The sequence below is a fragment of the Pantoea sp. SORGH_AS_0659 genome (genome assembly GCF_031453915.1).
GTDB lineage: Bacteria > Pseudomonadota > Gammaproteobacteria > Enterobacterales > Enterobacteriaceae > Pantoea > Pantoea leporis.
Window position 1 is genome coordinate 3,741,283 of sequence record NZ_JAVJAK010000001.1, and the last position, 21,153, is coordinate 3,762,435.

Consider the following 21,153-nt stretch of genomic DNA (forward strand, 5'->3'; position numbering starts at 1 on the left):
GCAGCGACATATTGCAAAGCGTAGCAATATCTTAAAGGTATTCCACCTTCAGAACTTCATATTCCACATCCCCGCCTGGGGTTTTCACAATCGCGACATCGTCGGCTGATTTTCCAACCAATCCACGCGCCATCGGCGAATTCACTGAAATCAGGTTCTGCTTGAAGTCAGCTTCATCGTCACCCACGATGCGATAGGTGAACTCTTCTTCCGTATCCACATTGAGGATGGTCACGGTAGCGCCAAAAATTACGCGACCGGTTTTCGGCATGGCAGTCACATCAATGACTTGCGCATTGGAAAGCTTGGCTTCAATCTCCTGAATACGCCCCTCGCAGAAACCCTGTTCTTCGCGAGCCGCATGATATTCGGCATTCTCTTTCAAATCGCCGTGCTCACGGGCTGTGGCGATGGAGGCGATGATGCGCGGACGCTTCACAGTTTTCAGTTCGTTCAGCTCTTCGCGCAGCTTCTCAGCGCCTTTCAACGTCATCGGAATCTGATTCATTTTGGCTCCTCGTCATCTATCCTGGTTAACGGCGTCATCCTGACCGGTGACAGCAGAAAATAGCTTCTGCAGCGCGTTACCTCTTTTCACAAGCAAAAGAAGCCTGACCCGGAAAGCTTTCCGGGTCAGGTTCGGTTTTGCATTTTGATACGTATTTTACCCCAGAGTTCCCTGTGGGTCATCGTTTACTTTGCACCGTCCGGGGACGTAGTATTGACGCCCTCACCCGTCAGTTACCGCGAGATTATGCGATTTTCACGACTTGTTACCGGATTAACCTGTGCGTTTATGCTGCAGGCACAAGCAGCTCCCGTTGAAGAATACATGCAGTATTTGCCAGACGGCGCAAACCTGGCGCTGATGGTACAAAAAGTGGGCGCATCCACCCCGATAATCGATTATCACGGCAAACAGATGGCGTTACCGGCCAGCACCATGAAAGTGGTGACAGCGCTGGCGGCTTTACTAGAGCTCGGGCCCGATTTTCGTTTCCAGACCACCATGGAAACCAAAGGAGCGGTCAATGACGGCACCCTAAATGGTGATTTAGTGGCACGATTTGGCGGCGATCCTACGCTGAGCCGCCAGGATCTGCGCAACATGGTCACAGCGCTGAAAAAGCAGGGCATCACCCATATTAAGGGCAATCTGGTGATCGACACCTCGGTGTTCGCCAGCCACGATATGGCGCCAGGCTGGCCGTGGAACGATTTGACGCAGTGCTTCAGTGCGCCACCGGCAGCGGCCATCGTCGATAAAAACTGTTTCTCCGTGTCGCTATATAGCGCCAATACACCGGGCGAAAACGCCTTTGTGCGTATCGCCTCCTATTATCCGGCCCACATGTTTAGTCAGGTGCGCACCATTGGCCGCAACAGCGGTGACGGACAATATTGCGAGCTGGATGTGGTGCCAGGCGAGCTCAATCGTTACACCTTAACCGGCTGCATGCGTCAACGTTCAGAGCCGCTGCCGCTGGCCTTTGCCGTGCAGGATGGTGCTGCGTGGGCCGGTGAGATACTTAAAGCCGAGCTGCGCGCCGCCGATATTGATTACAGCGGTCATCTGGTTCGCCAGGCGCAAGTGACGTCGCCGGGTACCGTGTTGGCTTCAACACAATCAGCGCCGCTGCACACGCTGCTGCACACTATGCTGAAGAAGTCGGACAACATGATTGCCGACACCGTGTTCCGCACCATCGGCCATCATTACTTCAATGTGCCGGGCACCTTCCGCGCGGGTTCAGATGCGGTACGTCGTATTCTGCGCGAAAAAGCCGGGGTCGATCTCGGCAACAGCATTCAGGTTGATGGTTCCGGGCTGTCGCGTCATGACCTGATCGCGCCAGAGACCATGATGCAAGTGCTGCAATACATTGCGAAAAATGATTCGACGCTGAATTACATTTCGATGCTGCCGCTGGCTGGTTATGACGGCACGCTGCAATATCGCGGCGGTCTGCATGAAGCAGGGCTGGATGGCAAAGTCTCGGCGAAAACCGGTTCGCTGCAGGGCGTCTATAATCTGGCAGGATTCATCACCACCTCCAGCGGCGCGCGCGTCGCCTTTGTCCAGTTCCTGTCCGGTTACGCGGTTCCGCCGGAAAATCAGAAAACGCGCCGCATTCCGCTGGTACGTTTTGAGAGCCGCCTCTATACGGATATCAACAAGAACAACTGATGAAACTGCTAATCGTTGAAGATGATGCGCTGTTGCAATCGGGCCTTGCGCAGGCGTTAAGCTCGCAAGGCTACGCCATCGACTGCGCCAGTACCGCCGCAGAGAGCAACGCGCTGCTGCGTAGCGGTCAGTACAGCCTGATCGTGCTCGATCTCGGCTTGCCGGATCGCGATGGCGCATCACTGCTACGACAATGGCGACGTGACGGCATTGCGGTGCCGGTACTGATCCTCACGGCGCGCGATGCGCTGGAGGATCGCGTTGATGGTCTGGATGCCGGTGCTGACGATTATCTGGTGAAGCCGTTTGCGTTGGTTGAACTGCAGGCACGCGTGCGGGCGCTGATCCGCCGTTATCAGGGCCACAGCGATAACCTGCTGCACCAGGGCGATCTGACGCTCAATCTCAGTTCACAACAGGTTCTGCTGGAAAATCAGCCGCTGGAGATCACGCCCAAAGAGTTCGCACTGCTCACCCGCTTACTGATGCGCGTGGGGCAAAACGTACACCGCGAAACGCTGCAACAGGATCTCTACAGCTGGAATGACGATCCCGGCTCCAACACTCTCGAAGTTCACATCCACAATTTGCGTCGCAAGCTCGGGAAAGATCGCATCAAAACCGTGCGCGGCGTCGGTTACCGTCTGGAAATCCGCGAATGAACAGCATGCGTCAGCGGTTATTGATTATGCTGGCGCTGATTCTCCTCACCTGTCAGGTGATGAGCGCCATCTGGCTGTGGCATGAAAGCCGCGAGCAGATCAGTTTTTTAGTCAACGAAACGCTCTCTGCGCAGGCGCGTAACGATCGGGTAGAAAATGAGATCCGTGAAGCCATTGCCTCGTTGCTGCTGCCTTCCTTAGTCATGGTCGCCCTCACCTTACTGCTGTCGTTTTGGGCGATTAACTGGATTATTCGTCCGCTGAAATCGCTGCAGGACAGCCTTGCGCATCGTTCAGCGGATAATCTGACACCGTTGCCTATCTACTCTGAAATGGATGAAATCGTGGCGGTAACGACCTCGATCAACCAACTGTTTTCACGCCTCGATCACACGTTGCAGCAGGAGCGCCTGTTCACCGCCGATGCGGCGCACGAGCTGCGCACGCCGCTGGCCGGATTGCGCCTGCATCTCGAGCTGCTCCACCACCAGAACGTGCCGCAGAGCGAGATGCTAATTGAACGTATCGATCAGTTGATGCATACCGTGGAACAGCTGTTGATGTTATCGCGCGCCGGGCAAGCGCTGGCGGGCGGTCACTATCAGCAGTTGCAGTGGCAACAGGACATCATGCAGCCGCTGGAGCCAGAAATGACCGAGCTGTATCAACAGCGTCAGCAAATCCTGCACTGGCCGCAGAACGACGATGTGCCGCAGCAAGGTGAAGCGGTACTGCTGCGCCTGATGCTGCGCAATCTGCTGGAAAACGCCTCGCGCTACAGCCCGGAAGGCAGCGAAGTCGCGGTGAAGATGCAGCAGGACCAGCAGCAGGTGATCATCGAAGTGTGGGATCAGGGTCCCGGCATTGAAGCCGCCGCTGCGGAAGAGCTAACACAGGCGTTTCGTCGTCGCGATCAGCGTTATGGCGGCAGCGGTTTTGGGTTTGAATATCGTGCTGCGCATCGTGCAGATGCATCGCGGCAGGCTGGAGCTGGTGAACCGTGAAGATCGCAGCGGGCTGATTGCCCGCTGCTATTTACCGCATCAACTGATTGGCTAAGCGCCGTTAGAAGTGGGTATTCAGGCTCATAAAGTAAGTACGACCAGATTCGTTGTAGGTATTCGCACCCGCTCCATACAGATAAGAGTTGGTGTTAGCGTTACCGGTGGTTTGCGCATTACCTTCGCGATAGTGACGTTTATCGAACAGGTTATCGATGCCCACCATGACGCTGGCGTACTTGTTGATATCGTAGGTACCGCTCATACCGATAATTGAGTAAGGACTTACTTTATCCGTTGCGCTGCCGGTCGAAAGATTCCCTTTGTAATCATACTTCTTCGGCGTCTGCGTGCCGTACCAGGTCAGCGTAGTTTGCAGCGACAGATCCTGCGTCGCCTGCCAGCTCAGCGTCGAATTCAGCGTGTATTCCGGAATCACCGATAAACGATCGCCGGTCTCTTTGTTCTTACTCTGCAGCATATAGGTGAAGTTGTTATTCCACATCACGCTGTCGGAGAACGGCACGTTGACGGTGCCTTCCAGCCCTTCCACCACCGCTTTCGGTACGTTTTCCCACTTATAAATATCTGTGGTGCCATTGGATGCTTTGCTCACTGGCGAGTAACCGGCTTCGATCTTGTTGCGATAATCGTTGCGGAACCAGGTTAAACCGGCCTGATAACCTTCGTGTTTCCACTCCAGACCAATCTCTTTATTGATGCTGTTTTCCGCTTTCAGGTCGCTGTTACCCTGCAGATAACAGGCGCCGGTGCTGGCCGCACAACCCTGACCGTTGCTGTACAACAAGTAGTTCGGGTTGGTCTGATACAGGCTCGGCGCTTTATAGGCGCGACCAATCCCCATCTTCAGCGTGAAGTCATCGCCCAAACCTTGTGACAGGTTGAGCGACGGGCTCCAGTTATTGCCAACAATCGAGTGATGATCGAAACGCAGGCTTGGCGTCAGCATGGTGCTGTCGGTCAGCTCCATGTTGTCTTCCGCAAACAGTGAGAAAATCTCTGCCTGGGAATACGGGCTGCGACCGGTGTTATCGATGCCCGGCACCGAACCGTAGCTCGCCGCCTGCGTGTTGGAAGAGCCATCCTTCATGCGCTGCTGGTTCCATTCGGTACCCAGCGTCGCCGTTTGGTTAAACAGCAGCTCAAACGGAATGCTGACTTCGCTATGCAGCAGCACGTCATCCAGCTGAATGGTGTTGAAACCGCTGTTAGAGAAGATGCCTTCGGTGCCGCCGGCCAAACCTTCATTGATACGCGAGTTGCGGGTTTTCTCGTAGCGCGCGTAGGTATTGGTGCTGACGCCGTTATCCCATGCGCCGGTCCATTTCAATGAGACGTTCTGGCGATACAGGCGGTTGGTTTCATCACCGTACAGACTTTTCACCAGCGCGCTGGTGTTGGTGTTCTGCGTATCACCCGCATACAGGTTGCCCTGACGGCTGTAACCGGCCTGCAGCTCTAGCGTCTGCATCGGTGCAAACGCCCAGCTCAGCAAAGCATTAATATCTTTATTAACCGAACCTTCACGACCGGCCGGATAGCTGCCCGCATAGCTGCCAGTGCGCGCCGCCGCATGCCCTTCGTTGATGTCATAGGCATCGGCCTGGGTTTTGGCTAAACCACCGTACAAACGGAAGTTGAAATCATCGCCCAGCGGCCCTTCCAGACTGAAGTTAGTGCGCTTAGTGGCGCCTTCCGCTTTATGTTCCGGCACGTTGTAATAGGTGTTCCAGGAACCGTGCCACTGCTGATCGGTCTGTTTTTTGGTGATGATATTCACCACACCGCCCGCCGCGCCGTTACCGTAACGCACCGCAGCAGGTCCGCGAATCACGTCGATGTGATCGATCATCTCAGGCGGCACCCAGTTGGTGTCGCCACGCGTATCACGCTCGCCACGCCAGCCAAGGCGCACCGAGTTGCGGCTGGTGATCGGCATACCGTCCACCATGATCAGGGTGTTTTCCGGGCCCATACCGCGAATGTCGATCTGGCGATTGTTGCCGCGCTGGCCGCTGGTGGAGTTGCCTGTCAGGTTAACGCCAGGCATGGTACGGATAATTTCAGACACATCACGCGCGGGCGGATGTTTTTTGATTTCGTCGGCGGTAATGGTTGAGACGCCCGGCGCTTGCAGGTTCTGCTGCTGCGCGGTGACCATCAAGGTGCCGCCGTCCATTGATTGTGCGTCAGTCGTGCTGGCAGAGGTTTTGCTGGAGGAAGTCTCTGCTGCCCAGGCGCTGCTGGAAAGCAGTGAGGCGCTGAGCCCCAGTTCAATCAGAATGGCTAACGATAACCGTGAGTAATTTTTCATTTTATACGTTCCTGGATGGCCAGCAAAAAGCCGTTGAATGCTTAACTGGCGAGCCGGTGAGAAGATCCCTGTCCATATCGCGCCCAGTTCCAGACCCTTCAAACCATCCGTAGCGCAACCTTACCGAACGGTAAGCCTCTGGCGGAACAGGCGTGCTCATTTTTGAGCGCAGTCACCCTATTGCAAATGCAAATTATTATCAATAGTATTATTCATCAAGCTTATGTAAATCTCCGCGTAAACACCGACTGGCAGCCCTATGACCTGGCGAAATGATGTAACCGGCAGTGCGGCCTGGTGGCAGGCGCAACAATCCCAAGGTATTCCCCGCATTGAGTTAGTAGACGATGGCCAATGTCAGGTCACCTTCTTCTGGCGTGATCCGCAAGGCGATGAGACGCAATCGTCGACCCAGCGCGTGTGGATTAACATTACCGGCGTGACCGATCACCACCAGCGCCGCCCGCCGCAGTCGTTAATGCGTGTGGCGGGCACCAACGTCTGGTATTGGCAGACCTCGCTGCCCGCCAACTGGCGCGGCAGTTACTGTTTGATGCCCGATGAACAGGCCACGGACTTCACTGGCGTTGCCGACATGTCCACGCTGCGCAACTGGTGGCGCGACAAATTCCCGACGGCACAAGCCGATCCTTTGAACAGCTTACGTGGCTGGTCCGGTGGTCGCGGCATGGGCGTCTCGCCGCTGCATCTGCCTCACGCGCCCGATCAACAGCTGTGGCAAGCGGTGGATAACGGCACAGCGCCAACCATTGAACTGCAACAGCAGCAATGGGATAGCGCGCTATTAGGCAACAGCCGCAAGGTGTGGATTTACACCACCGGCGCAGCCAATCCCGCACAGCGTCCGCTGGCCATCATGCTTGACGGGCAATTCTGGGCGCACAGCATGCCGATTGCCGGACCGCTGCAGCAGCTCACTGATGCCGGTTCTTTGCCGCCAGCGGTGTATCTGTTTATCGACATCATTGACCGCGAACACCGCAGCCGCGAGCTGCCGTGTAACGCGCAGTTTTGGCAAGCCATTCAGCAAGAACTGTTACCGCAAGTTGCACAATCAACGCCTTATCGCCAGCAGGCGGACAGTACCATCGTCGCCGGACAAAGCTTTGGCGGCCTGGCGTCGGTGTTTGCCGCGCTGCACTGGCCGGAAACCTTTGGCAACGCGCTCAGCTTATCGGGCTCCTTCTGGTGGCCGGAACGCGGCAATCCGCACGGCTGGCTGCTGCAGGCGCTGGATAACGGTCTTGCACCGCGTCAACCGCTGCGTTTCTGGCTCGAAGCGGGCAAACGCGAAGGCTTGATTCTGCAAGCTAATCAACAACTTCAACAGCAGCTTAGCGCTGCCGGCTATCAGGTGAATTACCTGCCGGTGGAAGGCGGCCATGACGCGCTCTGTTGGCGCGGCGGCCTGCTGAATGGCCTGCAAGCGCTGTGGAGCAAACCGGAGCATCCATGTCCGAATCCCTGATGAATAAGCCTATGACCGACCAACAAACCTTGCCGTTAGTCGCGGCACAGCCCGGCATCTGGATTGCCGATCAGCTGTCACCTCACCACAACGCTTACGCGGTGGCGCACTTTGTCGAACTGCGCGGTGAGATTGACAGCGCCCTGTTGGCGCAGGCGATCGTTGCGGGCATGCAGGAAGCCGACACGCTGAATATGGCCTTTGGTGAGGTGGAAGGCGAAGCGTTGCAGTGGCCGCAGCCACACGCCTTTAGCCTGCCGCAGATTGTCGATTTGCGCGCGGAGGCCGATGCGCCCGCCAAAGCGCGCGCGCTGATGCGTGACGATATGAATGGCGATCTGCGCGTATTGAGCGGCGCAAAGCTGTGGCATCACCGCCTGTTCCGTCTCGACGATCAGCATTGGTTTTGGTATCAGCGCTACCATCATTTGGTGGTGGATGGCTTCAGCTTTACCGCGCTGACGCGCCGCATCGCCAATCTCTACAGCGCGGCCGTACGCCAGCAAGCCGCTGAACCGACGCCGTTTATTCCGTTTAGCGAAGTGGTGGACGAGTATCAGCGCTACCGCGAATCCTCCTCTTTTGCGCGTGACAGCCAGTTCTGGCGCGAAAAAGGCGCGGCGCTGCCCTCACCGGCTTCGCTCTCGCCGCTGCCGCTCGCCGGACAACATGCCAGCACCGATCTGCTGCGCCATAGCGTTACGCTGGATCGCAGCACTTTCCAGACGCTGGTGCAGCAGCATCCGCACGCCAGCGCGGCCGATCTCGCCTTTGCGCTGGTGGCGCTGTGGCTGGCGCGTCTCAGCGGGCAAAACGACTTTGCCGCTGGCTTCATCTTTATGCGCCGCATCGGTTCGGCCGCCTTGTGCGCCACCGGTCCGGTGATCAACGTATTGCCGATGGCAATCCATTACGATCCCGTGCAGCCGATCGGCGCGCTCGCCGCGCAGCTCGCGGGTGAAGTGAAAAAGATGCGTCGTCATCAGCGCTATGACGCCGAACAGGTGCAGCGCGATCTCGGCCGCCTCGGCGATGGCGATCCGCTGTACGGTCCGGTGATCAACCTGAAGATGTTTGACTACCAGCTCGATTTCGCTGGCGTGGAAGGCATCACCCATCAACTGGCGTCCGGGCCGGTGCGCGATCTGGAGATCGCCATTTACATCAGCGAGCACGGTGAACTGACGCTGGAGCTGCTGGCCAATGCCGAACGCTATAGCGAACAAACCTTGCAGCGTCATGCCAGCCGCTTTGCCCTGCTGCTCGATCAGCTGGCGCAACAGCCGCAGCGGCCGTGCGGCGAACTCGATCTGCTCACTGCCGAAGAGCATGCGCAGATTGCCGCAATCAACCAAACCGCCTATCCGCTGCCAGCAGAAACGCTGGCGTCACTGTTAGCGCAGCAGGCGGCACGCACCCCCGATGCACCGGCGCTGGCCGATGCGCAGCATCAGCTTAGCTATCGCGCGATGCAACAGCAGGTGTTTGCGCTGGCCGCCGATCTCAGCGCCGCCGGCGTTCAGCGTGGCGATATTGTCGCCGTGGCGCTGCCGCGTTCGGTGCAGCTCTCCCTGGCGCTGCAGGCGATTGTTTCGCTCGGCGCTGCCTATTTGCCGCTCGACACCGGTTATCCGGATGACCGCTTACAGCTGATGCTGGAAGACGCCGCGCCAAAAACGCTGATCACCTGCGCAGCGCTCAGCGCGCGCTTCAGCGCCATCGCGTCGGTCAATCAGCTGCATTTTGATGTGCTGTATCACAATGCCCCTGCACCGCAGCCGGCCAGCGCGCCGACGCCGCAGGATGGCGCCTACATCATTTACACCTCAGGTTCGACCGGTCGCCCTAAAGGCGTGCTGGTGGGGCATGAAGCCATCGTCAATCGCCTGTTGTGGATGCAGGATCGCTATCCGCTGCAAGCCGACGACGTGGTGCTGCAAAAAACCCCGAGCAGCTTCGACGTTTCGGTGTGGGAATTCTTCTGGCCGCTGCTGGTCGGTGCGCAGTTGGTGATGGCACCGCCAGAAGCCCATCGCGACCCGGAAGCGCTGCAGCAGCTGTTTGCCCGCTACCAAGTCACCACCACGCATTTCGTTCCCTCGATGCTGGCGGCCTTTGTCGCGGCGCTGGATGATCAACCGGCGATTGCCCGCTGCGCCAGCCTGCGTAACGTGTTCTGCAGCGGTGAAGCGCTGCCGACGGATTTATCGCGCGAGTGGGAAAAACTGACGCGCGTGCCGCTGCACAATCTGTATGGCCCAACCGAAGCGGCGGTGGATGTCAGCTGGTATCCGGCGTTTGGTGCTGCCCTGGCCGCCGTCGAAGGTGCCAGCGTGCCGATTGGTTTCCCGGTGTGGAATACCGGCCTGCGCATCCTTGATGCCCGCATGCAGCCGGTGCCGCCGGGCGTGGCGGGCGATCTCTACTTAACCGGCGTGCAGCTGGCGCATGGCTATCTCGGCCGTCCCGATCTCACCGCCAGCCGCTTTATCGCCGATCCTTTCATGCCCGGCGAGCGCATGTATCTCACCGGCGACGTGGCGCGCTGGCTGGATAACGGCGCGGTGGAATATCTCGGTCGCAGCGACGATCAGCTGAAGATTCGCGGTCAGCGTATCGAACTGAATGAGATCGATCATGTGCTCAGCGCGCAGCCCGGCATTGAGCAGGCGGTCACACACGCGGTGGTGCTTGGCGGCACGGCAGCGCAAGGTGATGCGCGTCAGCTGGTCGGTTACGTGATTGCCGGACAGCCGGTTGATCGCGACGCGCTGCGTCAGGCGCTGGCGCAACGCTTGCCCGCGCATATGGTGCCGGTAGCCATTGTGCAGCTCGACGCCTTCCCGCTCAGCAGCAATGGCAAGCTGGATCGCAAAGCGCTGCCGTTGCCCGCATCCGCCAGCGCCAGTGCGGGACGTGCACCGCACGCTGGGTTGGAAACCATGCTGGCAAACGCTTTCTGTCAGCTGCTGGCGCGCGAGGAAATCAGCGCGCAGGATGACTTTTTCGCCCTCGGCGGCCATTCGCTGCTGGCGATGCGCTTAGCGGCGCAGCTGCGCCGTGAGCTGCAACAGCCGGTGTCGGTGGGACAAATCATGGTGGCCTCCACGGTGGAGAAGCTGGCAACGCTGCTCAGTGATACGCAATCCCATCAGCAAGCCGGTTTCGAAGCGGTGCTGCCGCTGCGTCAGGGCAACGGACCAACGCTGTTCTGCTTCCATCCGGCGTCAGGGTTTGCCTGGCAATTCAGCATCCTGCAGCGTTATCTCGATGCGCGCTGGTCTCTGGTCGGCATTCAGTCGCCGGATATCAGCAGCCCGCTGAACCAAAGCGCGCATCTGGATGACGTGTGCGACGCCCATCTGCAAACCCTGCGCGTCGTGCAGCCGCACGGACCTTACTATTTCCTCGGCTATTCGCTTGGCGGCACCCTGGCGCAAGGCATCGCGGCACGGCTGGAAGCAGCCGGTGAAGAGGTGGCGTTCCTCGGCCTGCTGGATACCTGGCCACCAGAAACGCAAAACTGGGATGAGAAACGCGGCGAGAACGTGCTGGATCCGGCGGTGCTGGAAGAGGTGAACCGCGAGCGCGAGCTGTTTATCGCCGCGCAGCGCGCCATCAGGCCGGTGAAGAGATGCGCGCGATGTTCGATACCATCGAGGCCAACTACGCCAGTTCGGTGCGCCTGCTGGCAACCGCACGCAGCGCGCGTTTCAACGGTCGCGCCACGCTGTTCCTCGCCGAACAGACGCAGCAGCCAGGACAAGATGCGCGCCGCGCCTGGGCGCCATATATCGGTGAACTGGAAGTGTGGCCGATGGATTGCGCCCACGTGGAGATCATTTCACCGCAGATGTTTGAGCAGATTGGACCGTTGTTGCAGCGGTTGTTGGGATAGCGATCTTTCCCTCACCCTAACCCTCTCCCGCTGTACAGTCCGGGGACATGGTAGACAGGTGTTCGGGGACATGGTGAACACTTTTTAACATCCTTTACCCATGGTGATCGACTTTTTCTTCAGGTCGATCACCCCCACTTTTGTGCTGTACCACCATACCTCGTAGCACCCGTCTTCCTGCATCTCCTTCAGGCCAACGTGCTCTCCCCTGAACGCCTTGCCTGCCTTCAGACTCAGGCCTTTTATAGTCAGCTTCCCACTGATATCTACCTTCCTGACCATCACGCCCTCGTCGTATTCCGCTGACGTTACGCTGGCGCTGTACTGCCGAGCCGATGGCTGATAGCGCGACGCCGGCACCGCCATATCCAGCGCCTCATGCGGGCGTTCAAGGTTATAAATCGTCCGCCAGTGATCGAAGGCGCGCTGCAGCTCACCGTCGTCCGCGAACCACTTCCCCTGCAGCACTTCAGCCTTCAGGCTGCGGTGAAAGCGCTCCAGCTTGCCCTGCGTCTGCGGATGATAAGGCCGGGAGTGCCCCACCCGGATACCCTGTCGCATAAGCCACAGCTCGACGGCCGTCCAGGTCCCGGTAGTGTCGCCCCACGGTGAACCGTTATCCATCGTCATCCGGTCCGGCAGGCCGTAACGTTCAAAGACTCTGACCAGCTGCTTCTGCACCGTCTCACGCCGCTCATCAGCGCAGTGTACGAGGCAAAGCGAGAAGCGGGAGTGATCGTCAAGGAGGGTAAGCGGGTGGCAGCGGCCGCCGCCAAAGGGAAAATGCCCCTTGAAATCCATCTGCCAGAGCTGGTTCGGGGCCGCATGTTCAAACCGGCCCGTGGCCGGGACACCCGGAGCTGAGCCCGGCAGCAGGTCGTGGCGGGCCATCAGGCTGTGGACGGTGCTGAAGGCGGGCATGCGGTGTCCGCGGTCTTCGAGCCAGCGCTTTATCTTGCGCGCGCCCCAGTGCTGATGAAGTTCATGCGCCATACGAAGCAGGTCAGTGATGTCGTCAGACGAGCGGTTGGGAGAGTGATGGGGTATGCAGGGGCGGTCCTCAAGACCGGATTCTCCCTCTTCAGCCCAGCGGCGAAGCCACTTGTAGGCAGTGGCGGAAGAAATGCCGTAGTGACGGCAGAGTGCGCGGATGTTCGCCCCGTCTTGCGAGGCGAACAGAACAAACTCTTTACGTAATGACATGGTATCTCTCGCATCCCAGGACATAAGCGACTCCATAAACGGGTTCTTATGCCTTAGTTGTAAGTGTCTACCATGTCCCCGAACAAGTGTTCACCATGTCCCCGGACTGTACACCCGCAAGCGGGAGAGGGAACAATCAGGAGCCGCTGACGGAAGAGGGAATGTTTAGGTGTGGTAACGGGTGTAACATACAAGCTGGGTCGGCCCCTTCTCCCGCAAGCGGGAGAAGGCTGGGATGAGGGCCCGCGCGCACCGCGTTTAATTATCCCCCGCGCCCCAGCGGCACAATCATCGGCGTATGCGCCACCGGATCGTCCACAATCACGCAGCGCAAGCCATACACCTGCTCGATCAACGCGGGCGTCACAATCTCCGACGGCTTCCCTTCGGCAACAATCCTGCCGTCACGCATCGCAATCAAATGCGTGGCATAGCGACAAGCGTGATTAAGATCGTGCAGCACCACCACCAGCGTTCGCCCATGCTGTTGATTCAGCTCCTGCATCAATTCCAGCAGCTCAATTTGATGGGTGATATCCAGCCAGGTGGTCGGTTCGTCCAGCAGCAGCAGCGGCGTTTCCTGCGCCAGCACCATGGCAATCCACACGCGCTGACGCTGACCGCCCGATAACGTATCCACCGACTGCTGGGCCAAATCGGCCACGCCGGTGGCGCGCATCGCGTTCTGCACCGCCACTTCATCTTCCGCACGCCAGCGACCAAACAGCGCCTGATGCGGATAACGTCCGCGCGCCACCAGCTCGGTGACGCTGATGCCCGCCGGCGCGTTGGAACTTTGCGGTAGCAGACCCAGACGCCGCGCCACTTCTTTGGTGGGATAGCTGGCAATGGTCGCGCCATCCAGCAACACCTCACCTTTTAACGGCGTATGCAGGCGACTCAACGTGCGCAGCAGCGTCGATTTTCCGCAGGCGTTAGGGCCGATAATCACCGTCAGCTCACCTTGCGGAATCGTCACTGACAGATTCTCTGCCACCACCTGTTTGTCATAGCCCAGCGTCAGGCTATCGCCGCGCAGACGTGAAGGGATATCGGTCATTGGCGTCGCGCCTCCCGCACCAGTAAAGCGATCAGATAAAGTCCACCGAGAATGACGGTTATCACGCCAACCGGTAATTGATATGGCAGGAACAGATGCTGTGCGGCGAAGTCTGCGGCAATCAGCAACAGCGCGCCGCACAGCGCCGCCAGCGGCAAGGCACCTTTAACGCCGCCGCCGAGACGACGGGCAATCTGCGGCGCCAGCAGCGCGACAAACGAAATCGGCCCGACCAGCGCGGTTGACGCCGCCGTGAGAACCACGCCAATCAGCATCAGCCACATGCGGCTGCGCTCCACCGGCACGCCAAGCGCGCAGGCGGTATCGTCGCCCATCTCCAGCAAACGCATCCGCCGCGCCAGCAGCGCCATCAACAGTAACGCCAGCAGCAGCACCGCAATCACCGGCGGCGTTTTTGCCCAGGTAATGCCGTTGAGCGATCCGGCGCTCCACAAACCCGCACTCAGCGCCGACTCCAGCGAGGCGCTGATAATCAGCCAGGAATTCAACGCCATCAGCAGCGCGCGCACGCTGATGCCGACGATAATCAGCCGGAAGGTCTCTACGCCGTTGCGCCAGGCAAACAGATAGACCAGCGCCGCCGTGGCGATGCCGCCAATCAACGCTGCGCCGGTCATCGCCGTGACGCTTTGATTAAATAGCACCAGCGCCACCAGCACGCCGCTGTAAGCGCCGGTGTTGAAACCGAGAATGTCCGGGCTGCCAAGCGGATTACGCAGCAGCGACTGGAAAATCGCGCCGCTGATGCCTAACGCCGCACCAATCAGCAGCGCCATTAGCACGCGCGGTAAGCGCCATTCCAGCACGATCAGTTTGACGTTGCTGGCGCCCTGCCCGAGCAGAATTTGCCAGATTTGATCACCGCTGATCGGCAATGCGCCGCGCGTCATCGCCAGATAAGCCAGCAGAGCGCAGGCGCACAGCAGCCAAAGCGTATGTAACCCGACACGACGCGTCATAGTGCACCCCGGCCCAATTTACGGCGCACCAGCACAATCAGCATCGGCGCACCGAGCATCGCCGTGACGATGGAAACCCGCAGCTCACCCGCCACCAGCAGGCGGCCAAGGATATCGGCGGCGAGCAGCAAAATCGGCGTGATCAGCGCGGTCGCAGGCAGCATCCAGCGGTGATCGTTGCCCACCAGCCAGCGGGCAAAGTGCGGCGTCATCAAACCAACAAACGCAATCGGGCCCACCGCCGCCGTGGCTGCGCCGCACAGCAGCGCAATCGCCAGCAGGCCCAGCAGTTGGGTGCGCGCCACCCGCGTACCGAGCGCGGTCGCCATGTCGCCACCCATACTCAAACTATTCAGCGCCTGCGATAGCGCAATGGCCACCACGCTGCCGATCAGCACCGCCGGGAACAGCGTGCGCAGCGTGGTGAAATTGCGAATATCCAGCGAGCCGCTGTGCCAGAAGCGCAGATGATCGTAGATGTCGGGATTGAGCAGCGACAGGCCAGAGGTTAATCCTTCCAGCACCGCGCCCAGCGCCACGCCGGCCAGCGTCAGACGCACCGGATTGACGCGCCCGCCGCCAATCGCGCCGGTCATCGCGACCAGCACGGACGCCAGCAGCGCGCCGCCAAAGGCGAAGCCGAGCCAATCCACCGGCGAGTCAGCACCGAACAGCGCAATGCCAATCACCACCGCGAAACCCGCTCCGGCGTTGACGCCAAGAATGCCGGGATCGGCCAGCGGATTGCGCGTCAGGCTCTGCATCAACGCACCGGCGAGGCCGAGCGCCACGCCCGCCAGCAAACCGGCCAGCGTGCGCGGCAAGCGCGCGTCACGCACGATGACGCACTCCGCGCTGTGACAGGAGGTGGTAAGCGAATGATAAACATCGGGAAGCGGTATCGATTTTGCCCCCAGCATCAAGCTGAGCGCAATGAGGAGCAAGAGCAGAATCCCTGAGCCTGCTAATGCACGAATCTGGCGCATAGCGTTCTAAACCTTCACTGTTCAACGTCGTCGCATGCGCGATGTAACTTGATAATGGTTATCGTTATTACTCGCGTTTAGCTATGTTACCATGACTCGCCTCGCGGACGATGAGGAAAATTGGTGCAATAAGGCGAACACATGAACAAATCTTCCCACTTTATCGATCTCTCGCTGCTGAAAACTCACCCGGCTTTTCGCGCGGTGTTTATCGCGCGTTTTATCTCGATTGTCGCGCTCGGCATGCTCGCTGTGGCGGTGCCGGTGCAGATTCAGCACATGACCCATTCACCGCTACTGGTGGGCTTGGCGGTGACGCTGGCCGCTGCCGGCATGTTTATCGGCTTGCTCACCGGCGGCGTTTTGGCGGATCGCCATGAACGCAAAAAGCTGATTTTGTTTGCCCGATCCACCTGCGGCTTAGGTTTTATCGCGCTGGCCATTAACGCCGCGCTACCAGAACCCTCTCTGATCGCGGTTTATCTGCTGGGTTTCTGGGATGGCTTTTTCGGCGCGATTGGCGTCACCGCGCTGCTGGCGGCGACGCCCGCGCTGGTCGGCAGGGAAAACATTATGCAGGCGGGCGCTATCACCATGTTGACGGTGCGCTTCGGCTCAATTTTATCGCCGGCGATTGCCGGTCTGGTGATTGCCCACGGCGGCGTGACGTGGAACTACGCACTCGCTGCCTTTGGCACCTTACTTACCGTGTTAACGCTGCTGAAATTGCCGACGTTGCCGCCGCCACCACAACCGCGTGAACATCCGCTGAAATCCCTCGCCGCTGGCGTGCAGTTTCTTTTCGCCAGTCCGATTGTCGGCATGGTGGCGCTGATTGGCGCATTAGTCACGCTGGCCAGCGCGGTGCGCGTGCTCTATCCGTCGCTCGCGCCGCATTGGTCAGTGAGCGCTGACCAGCTTGGCCTGATGTATGCCGCCGTGCCGCTCGGCGCAGCTATCGGCGCGTTCACCAGCGGTAAATTGAAAACACGCCGCGCGTCCCGGACAGCTGGTGCTCGGCAGTGCGATTGCAGCATTTGTCGCGCTGGGTTTGTTTAGCCAGATGCCGAACCTGCCGCTGGCGTTAGCCTGTTTAGTCGCTTTCGGTTACTTCAGCGCCATCAACAGCCTGGTGCAGTACGCGATGATTCAGGCATTAACGCCAGATCATCTGTTAGGCCGCATCAACGGCTTGTGGACCGCGCAGAACGTGACCGGCGATGCGATTGGTGCGGCGGTGATTGGTGCGATGGGTTCATGGTTGCTGCCACCGCAGGCCGCCGCGGTATTTGGCTTTATGGCGGCGCTGCTCGGCATCGTGATGTGGTGGGTGATGGGCCGTTTACGTCGTTACCATCCGCCAGCACCGGAGCTGACGGAACAGGCATCATGATTTAACGAACAGCTTCTCCAGGCGCGCCAGCAGATTGCTGGCGCTGTAGTAATCAAGACGGAAGGAATCGACGCCCAGCTCGTAAACCTGCTTGCCCTGCACCGCCGCGTTTTGTGCAAGGAACGGATTGTTCAACACCGATTGCGTGGTTTTATCGTCAGCGGCGAACAGCAGGAAGGTTTTACCGGTCAGGCCGCTGGCAACGTTTTCGCCTGACAGCTGAATGATGTCTTTGCGCTGTCCCATGCTGTGTCCCTGCTCAACCGTCGCCGGTGGCGTTGCCAGGGTGAAGCCAAGTTGTTCCAGCAGCTTGCCCTGCGCCGAAGCCGCGGTCCACACATTGACTGCGCGTCCGCCGCCGTTCCATACCATGGCGGAGACCGGCTGCGGTGGCAGCGTGATGGCTTTTTTCAGCGCCGCTTCACGATCGTCGAAAGCTTTAATGCGCTGCGCCGCCTGCGCTTCATGCCCGGTCGCCTGGCCTAACTGCGTGACGACATCCTGCCAGCTTTTGTCGTCGTAATTGACCACCAGCGTCGGTGCAATAGCCGAAAACTGTTCGGCGAGCTTGATGGCAGAATCGTTGCCGGTGGCGCTGACGATAATCAGATCCGGCGCTTGCGCGGCAACCGCTTCGGCATTCGGCTCACCGATGTACAGACGTTGAAGATGCTGCTTTTTGGCAACGTCGCTCCACTGGCGGAAGAAACCCTGATCGTCGGCCAGGCGACTGTTCGGCGCAGTCGCGCCGGAAGCAATCACCGGCGCATCAATGGCCAGCAGCGATCCGGTCAGCGTGACGCTGGTCGAGACAATGCGCTGCGGCGCGTGATTGAGCGTGATCGATCCGTTGGCACCCTGAACGGTGCGCGGCCAACCCTGTTCGGCATGAGCGACGCTGGTGAAAATCTGGAAAACACCTATAAGGGCTGCAATGCCCCAAAAACCGCATTTATTCATAAGTTTTGGTCCACTTTTTAGCATATTGCCCTGCTGAGCGTCAGCGCCTGATTACGGCTAAACGCAGCTGAAATCCCGCGAATGGATTGACACTTTTGCCCAATCGACGTAGGTTACAGGCCCATAATAAAAATGATAATCATTCTTAATAATCTTATCATTTATAGGTGAAAATTATGGTGGAATCTTCCACGTTTGAAAATGCCTGGCTGAAGGATTATTCCGCGCTAAGCCGTGGTTTCCTCTTTACCTCGCCATGGCGTAGTTTGGCAACGCAAGGATGCTATACCACCGTTACCGCGCCGGTAGATGACGCCGCGTCGCTGGACGGTGATTTCCAACAACAGTTACGTCAGCATTTTGCCGCGGCGAAAAAACAGGGCATCGACAATCCGATTCTGGTCGGGGCGATCCCGTTTGACGTCAGCCAGCCCGCCGCGCTGTTTATTCCTGAATCCTATCAGACGTTTAATCGCGCTGACCTGCAAAACGCGTTGCCGGAAAACGTCAGCGATCTGCCGCAGGTGCGACGTCGCACCGCAGTGCCGGATCACGATGTGTTTACCACGATGGTGGCAGATGCGGTGGCGGCCACGCAGCGCGGCGATCTGGATAAAGTGGTGCTGTCGCGTCTGATGGATATCGTTACCGAACAGCCGGTTGATACCGCAGCGCTGATGCAGCGCGTGATTGCGCAGAACCCCAACAGCTACCATTTCCATCTGCCGCTGCCGCAAGGCGGTGCGCTGATTGGTGCCAGTCCGGAGCTGATGCTGCGCAAACAGGGGCGCGATTTTAGCTCTTGTCCGCTGGCGGGCTCAGCGCGGCGCCATCACGACGATGCCCAGCAGGATCGTGCCGCTGGCGATACGCTGATGGATTCCGGCAAAGATCGTCATGAGCACAAACTGGTAACCGACGCGATGCGCGACACCTTGCAGCCGCGCAGCCGTTTGCTGTCGGTGCCGACCATTCCGTCGCTGATTACCACCGCCACGCTGTGGCATCTCGCCACGCAAATCGACGGCGAAGTGCAGGACGAGCGCGAAAATGCGCTGTCGCTGGCCTGCCTGCTGCACCCGACGCCTGCGTTGAGCGGTTTCCCCCATCAGCGCGCGCAGCAGCTTATTCAGCAGCTGGAACCTTTTGATCGCCAACTATTTGGCGGCATCGTCGGCTGGTGCGATAGCCAGGGCAATGGCGAATGGGTGGTCACCATCCGCTGCGGCACCGTGCATGGCACGCGGGTGCGCCTGTTTGCCGGTGCGGGCATCGTGGCCGACTCCCAACCCGAATCAGAATGGCGTGAAACCGGCGTGAAGCTGGACACCATGTTGCGCGCCTTTGGACTGCAATAAAGGAAAGAACATGAGCATTCCCTATACTCGCTGGCCGGACGACCTGGCTGCGCGCTATCGCGAAAAAGGTCACTGGCTGGATGTGCCGATGACCGACATTCTGGCGCGTCATCAGCATAATGATGCCATCGCGGTGATTGATGGCGATCGCCAGATCAGCTATCGCGAAATGGACGTGCTGAGCAGCAACCTGGCCGCCGCGCTGCAGCGTCGTGGCCTGCAAAATGGCGATACTGCGCTGGTGCAGCTTGGCAACGTGGCCGATTTTTATGTCACGGTATTTGCGCTGTTTAAGCTCGGCGTAGCGTCAGTATTTGCGCTGTTCAGCCATCAGCGCACCGAACTAAGCGCCTATGCGGCGCAGATCGAACCTAAACTGCTGATTGCCGATCGCACTCACACGCTGTTTGCTGATGATAGCTTTATCAACGCGCTGTGCGCCGCACAGCCTTCGCTGCAGCAGGTGATTCTGCGTAATGACAACCAGCCGGAAAATACGCTGGAAGCGCTGATGGCGGAAGCCGCGGGTGATTACCTCGCCACACCAACCGCCGCTGATGAAGTGGCGTTTTTCCAGCTCTCCGGCGGCAGCACCGGCACGCCGAAGCTGATTCCGCGCACCCACAACGACTATTACTACAGCATTCGCGCCAGTGATGAGATTTGTCAGGTGACCGCCGATACGCGTTATCTCATCGCCCTGCCCGCGCCGCATAACTTTGCCATGAGCTCCCCGGGTTCGCTCGGTGTGTTTTATGCCGGTGGTCAGGTGATTCTGGCTGCCGATCCCAGCGCCACGCTCTGCTTCCCGCTGATTGAGAAGCATCAGATCACCGATACCGGTTTGGTGCCGCCGGCGGTGAGTTTGTGGCTACAGGCGATTCAGGAATGGGGCAGTAATAAACAGCTGGCTTCGCTGCAGCGCATTCAGGTGGGCGGCGCCAAGCTGGGCGAAACCCTTGCGGCACGTATTCAGCGTGAAATTGGCTGTCAGCTGCAGCAGGTTTTCGGCATGGCCGAAGGTCTGGTGAACTACACGCGCTTTGGCGATGATGAGAACATCATTCTCACCACGCAAGGCCGCCCGATCTCTGAAGATGACGAAGTGTGGGTTGCTGATGAGCACGGCAACGCGCTGCCAACCGGCACCATCGGTCGCCTGATGACGCGCGGCCCCTACACCTTCCGTGGCTATTACAAGAGCCCGGAACATAACGCCGCCAGCTTCGACGCCAACGGTTTTTACTGTTCGGGCGATCTGATTGAGATCGACGCGCAGGGCTACATCACCGTGCAAGGGCGGGAAAAGGATCAGATCAATCGCGGTGGCGAGAAGATCGCCGCGGAAGAGATCGAAAATCTGCTGCAACGCCATCCGGATGTGATCCACGCCGCGCTGGTGTCGATGAACGACGAATTGATGGGTGAAAAGAGCTGCGCCTTTATCGTTGCCAGCCAACCGATCAAAGCGGTGGCGTTGCGTCGTCACCTGCGAGAACTGGGCGTGGCCGAGTTCAAGTTACCTGACCGTATTACCTGCGTCGATGCCCTGCCGCTGACGCCTGTCGGCAAGGTGGATAAAAAACGTTTACGTCAACAGCTTGCCGACCAACAAGCGCAAGCCTGACCTGTTCCGGAGA

Annotated in this window: 12 protein-coding genes and 3 pseudogenes; 8 read left to right on the forward strand and 7 right to left on the reverse strand. The window is 59.0% G+C overall.

Features of this window, described 5'->3' with window-relative positions; all coding sequences use genetic code 11:
* Positions 1 to 31 precede the first annotated feature (31 nt).
* Positions 32 to 508 carry a transcription elongation factor GreA gene (greA, locus tag Q3H59_RS17680; protein ID WP_101762255.1) on the reverse strand — a complete coding sequence of 159 codons (477 nt, stop codon included), beginning with the start codon at positions 506 to 508 and terminating at the stop codon, positions 32 to 34.
* A gap of 246 nt (positions 509 to 754) precedes the next feature.
* Here greA and dacB point away from each other — a divergent pair, with 246 nt between their 5' ends.
* The 3 genes and pseudogenes from dacB (at position 755) to pmrB (ending at position 3,909) form a co-directional block, all read left to right on the forward strand.
* Entirely contained in the window at positions 755 to 2,188 is a 1,434-nt protein-coding gene (gene dacB / locus Q3H59_RS17685) for a serine-type D-Ala-D-Ala carboxypeptidase (protein WP_137386837.1), read from the forward strand.
* Positions 2,188 to 2,850, forward strand: coding sequence for a two-component system response regulator PmrA (gene pmrA / locus Q3H59_RS17690; protein ID WP_192412507.1), 663 nt, complete (start codon positions 2,188 to 2,190; stop codon positions 2,848 to 2,850). Before dacB ends, pmrA begins: the two co-directional genes overlap by 1 nt.
* Positions 2,847 to 3,909, forward strand: a pseudogene (gene pmrB / locus Q3H59_RS17695) (two-component system sensor histidine kinase PmrB). The gene pmrA and the pseudogene pmrB overlap by 4 nt, the downstream one beginning before the upstream one ends.
* Positions 3,910 to 3,915: 6 nt before the next feature.
* Here pmrB and Q3H59_RS17700 read toward each other — a convergent pair.
* Positions 3,916 to 6,186 carry a TonB-dependent siderophore receptor gene (locus tag Q3H59_RS17700; RefSeq protein ID WP_192412510.1) on the reverse strand — a complete coding sequence of 757 codons (2,271 nt, stop codon included), beginning with the start codon at positions 6,184 to 6,186 and terminating at the stop codon, positions 3,916 to 3,918.
* A 259-nt stretch (positions 6,187 to 6,445) separates the two neighbouring features.
* Here Q3H59_RS17700 and fes point away from each other — a divergent pair, with 259 nt between their 5' ends.
* Positions 6,446 to 7,675 carry an enterochelin esterase gene (gene fes / locus Q3H59_RS17705; protein WP_137385058.1) on the forward strand — a complete coding sequence of 410 codons (1,230 nt, stop codon included), beginning with the start codon at positions 6,446 to 6,448 and terminating at the stop codon, positions 7,673 to 7,675.
* Positions 7,660 to 11,573 (forward strand): annotated as a pseudogene (locus Q3H59_RS17710) (enterobactin synthase subunit F). Before fes ends, Q3H59_RS17710 begins: the two are co-directional and overlap by 16 nt.
* A gap of 84 nt (positions 11,574 to 11,657) precedes the next feature.
* Here the strand turns inward: Q3H59_RS17710 and Q3H59_RS17715 are convergent.
* From Q3H59_RS17715 to fepD, 4 genes are all read right to left on the reverse strand, one after another.
* Entirely contained in the window at positions 11,658 to 12,812 is a 1,155-nt protein-coding gene (locus Q3H59_RS17715; protein WP_309832769.1) for an IS481 family transposase, read from the reverse strand.
* Positions 12,813 to 13,038: 226 nt separating this feature from the next.
* On the reverse strand, positions 13,039 to 13,836 hold the full coding sequence (locus tag Q3H59_RS17720) for an ATP-binding cassette domain-containing protein (RefSeq protein ID WP_309836111.1): 798 nt from the start codon (positions 13,834 to 13,836) through the stop codon (positions 13,039 to 13,041).
* The gene (gene fepG, locus Q3H59_RS17725; protein WP_277974444.1) at positions 13,833 to 14,816 is read right to left on the reverse strand and encodes an iron-enterobactin ABC transporter permease; all 984 of its coding nucleotides are present in this window, start codon (positions 14,814 to 14,816) and stop codon (positions 13,833 to 13,835) included. The genes Q3H59_RS17720 and fepG overlap by 4 nt, the downstream gene beginning before the upstream one ends.
* On the reverse strand, positions 14,813 to 15,802 hold the full coding sequence (fepD, locus tag Q3H59_RS17730; RefSeq protein ID WP_192235870.1) for a Fe(3+)-siderophore ABC transporter permease: 990 nt from the start codon (positions 15,800 to 15,802) through the stop codon (positions 14,813 to 14,815). Before fepD ends, fepG begins: the two co-directional genes overlap by 4 nt.
* A gap of 141 nt (positions 15,803 to 15,943) precedes the next feature.
* Here fepD and entS point away from each other — a divergent pair.
* Positions 15,944 to 17,195: pseudogene (gene entS, locus Q3H59_RS17735) on the forward strand (enterobactin transporter EntS).
* Here the strand turns inward: entS and fepB are convergent.
* Positions 17,190 to 18,155, reverse strand: a complete 966-nt coding sequence (gene fepB / locus Q3H59_RS17740; protein ID WP_110868075.1) for a Fe2+-enterobactin ABC transporter substrate-binding protein — start codon at positions 18,153 to 18,155, stop codon at positions 17,190 to 17,192. The pseudogene entS and the gene fepB sit on opposite strands and share 6 nt — an antisense overlap.
* 176 nt (positions 18,156 to 18,331) lie before the next feature.
* On the opposite strand from fepB, the gene Q3H59_RS17745 reads away from it, so the two are divergent.
* Entirely contained in the window at positions 18,332 to 19,513 is a 1,182-nt protein-coding gene (locus Q3H59_RS17745; RefSeq protein WP_309836116.1) for an isochorismate synthase, read from the forward strand.
* 10 nt (positions 19,514 to 19,523) lie between these two features.
* On the forward strand, positions 19,524 to 21,140 hold the full coding sequence (locus Q3H59_RS17750; RefSeq protein WP_309836118.1) for a (2,3-dihydroxybenzoyl)adenylate synthase: 1,617 nt from the start codon (positions 19,524 to 19,526) through the stop codon (positions 21,138 to 21,140).
* Positions 21,141 to 21,153: the final 13 nt, after the last annotated feature.

What these genes read in the sequence shown, in the direction of transcription:
- greA (WP_101762255.1), bottom strand. Translation starts at nt 508, where the DNA reads ATGAATCAGATTCCGATGACGTTGAAAGGCGCTGAGAAGCTGCGCGAA.
- Q3H59_RS17720 (WP_309836111.1), bottom strand. Translation starts at nt 13,836, where the DNA reads ATGACCGATATCCCTTCACGTCTGCGCGGCGATAGCCTGACGCTGGGC.
- Q3H59_RS17715 (WP_309832769.1), bottom strand. Translation starts at nt 12,812, where the DNA reads ATGGAGTCGCTTATGTCCTGGGATGCGAGAGATACCATGTCATTACGT.
- Q3H59_RS17745 (WP_309836116.1), top strand. Translation starts at nt 18,332, where the DNA reads ATGGTGGAATCTTCCACGTTTGAAAATGCCTGGCTGAAGGATTATTCC.
- fepG (WP_277974444.1), bottom strand. Translation starts at nt 14,816, where the DNA reads ATGACGCGTCGTGTCGGGTTACATACGCTTTGGCTGCTGTGCGCCTGC.
- fepD (WP_192235870.1), bottom strand. Translation starts at nt 15,802, where the DNA reads ATGCGCCAGATTCGTGCATTAGCAGGCTCAGGGATTCTGCTCTTGCTC.
- fes (WP_137385058.1), top strand. Translation starts at nt 6,446, where the DNA reads ATGACCTGGCGAAATGATGTAACCGGCAGTGCGGCCTGGTGGCAGGCG.
- fepB (WP_110868075.1), bottom strand. Translation starts at nt 18,155, where the DNA reads ATGAATAAATGCGGTTTTTGGGGCATTGCAGCCCTTATAGGTGTTTTC.
- Q3H59_RS17700 (WP_192412510.1), bottom strand. Translation starts at nt 6,186, where the DNA reads ATGAAAAATTACTCACGGTTATCGTTAGCCATTCTGATTGAACTGGGG.
- Q3H59_RS17750 (WP_309836118.1), top strand. Translation starts at nt 19,524, where the DNA reads ATGAGCATTCCCTATACTCGCTGGCCGGACGACCTGGCTGCGCGCTAT.
- dacB (WP_137386837.1), top strand. Translation starts at nt 755, where the DNA reads ATGCGATTTTCACGACTTGTTACCGGATTAACCTGTGCGTTTATGCTG.
- pmrA (WP_192412507.1), top strand. Translation starts at nt 2,188, where the DNA reads ATGAAACTGCTAATCGTTGAAGATGATGCGCTGTTGCAATCGGGCCTT.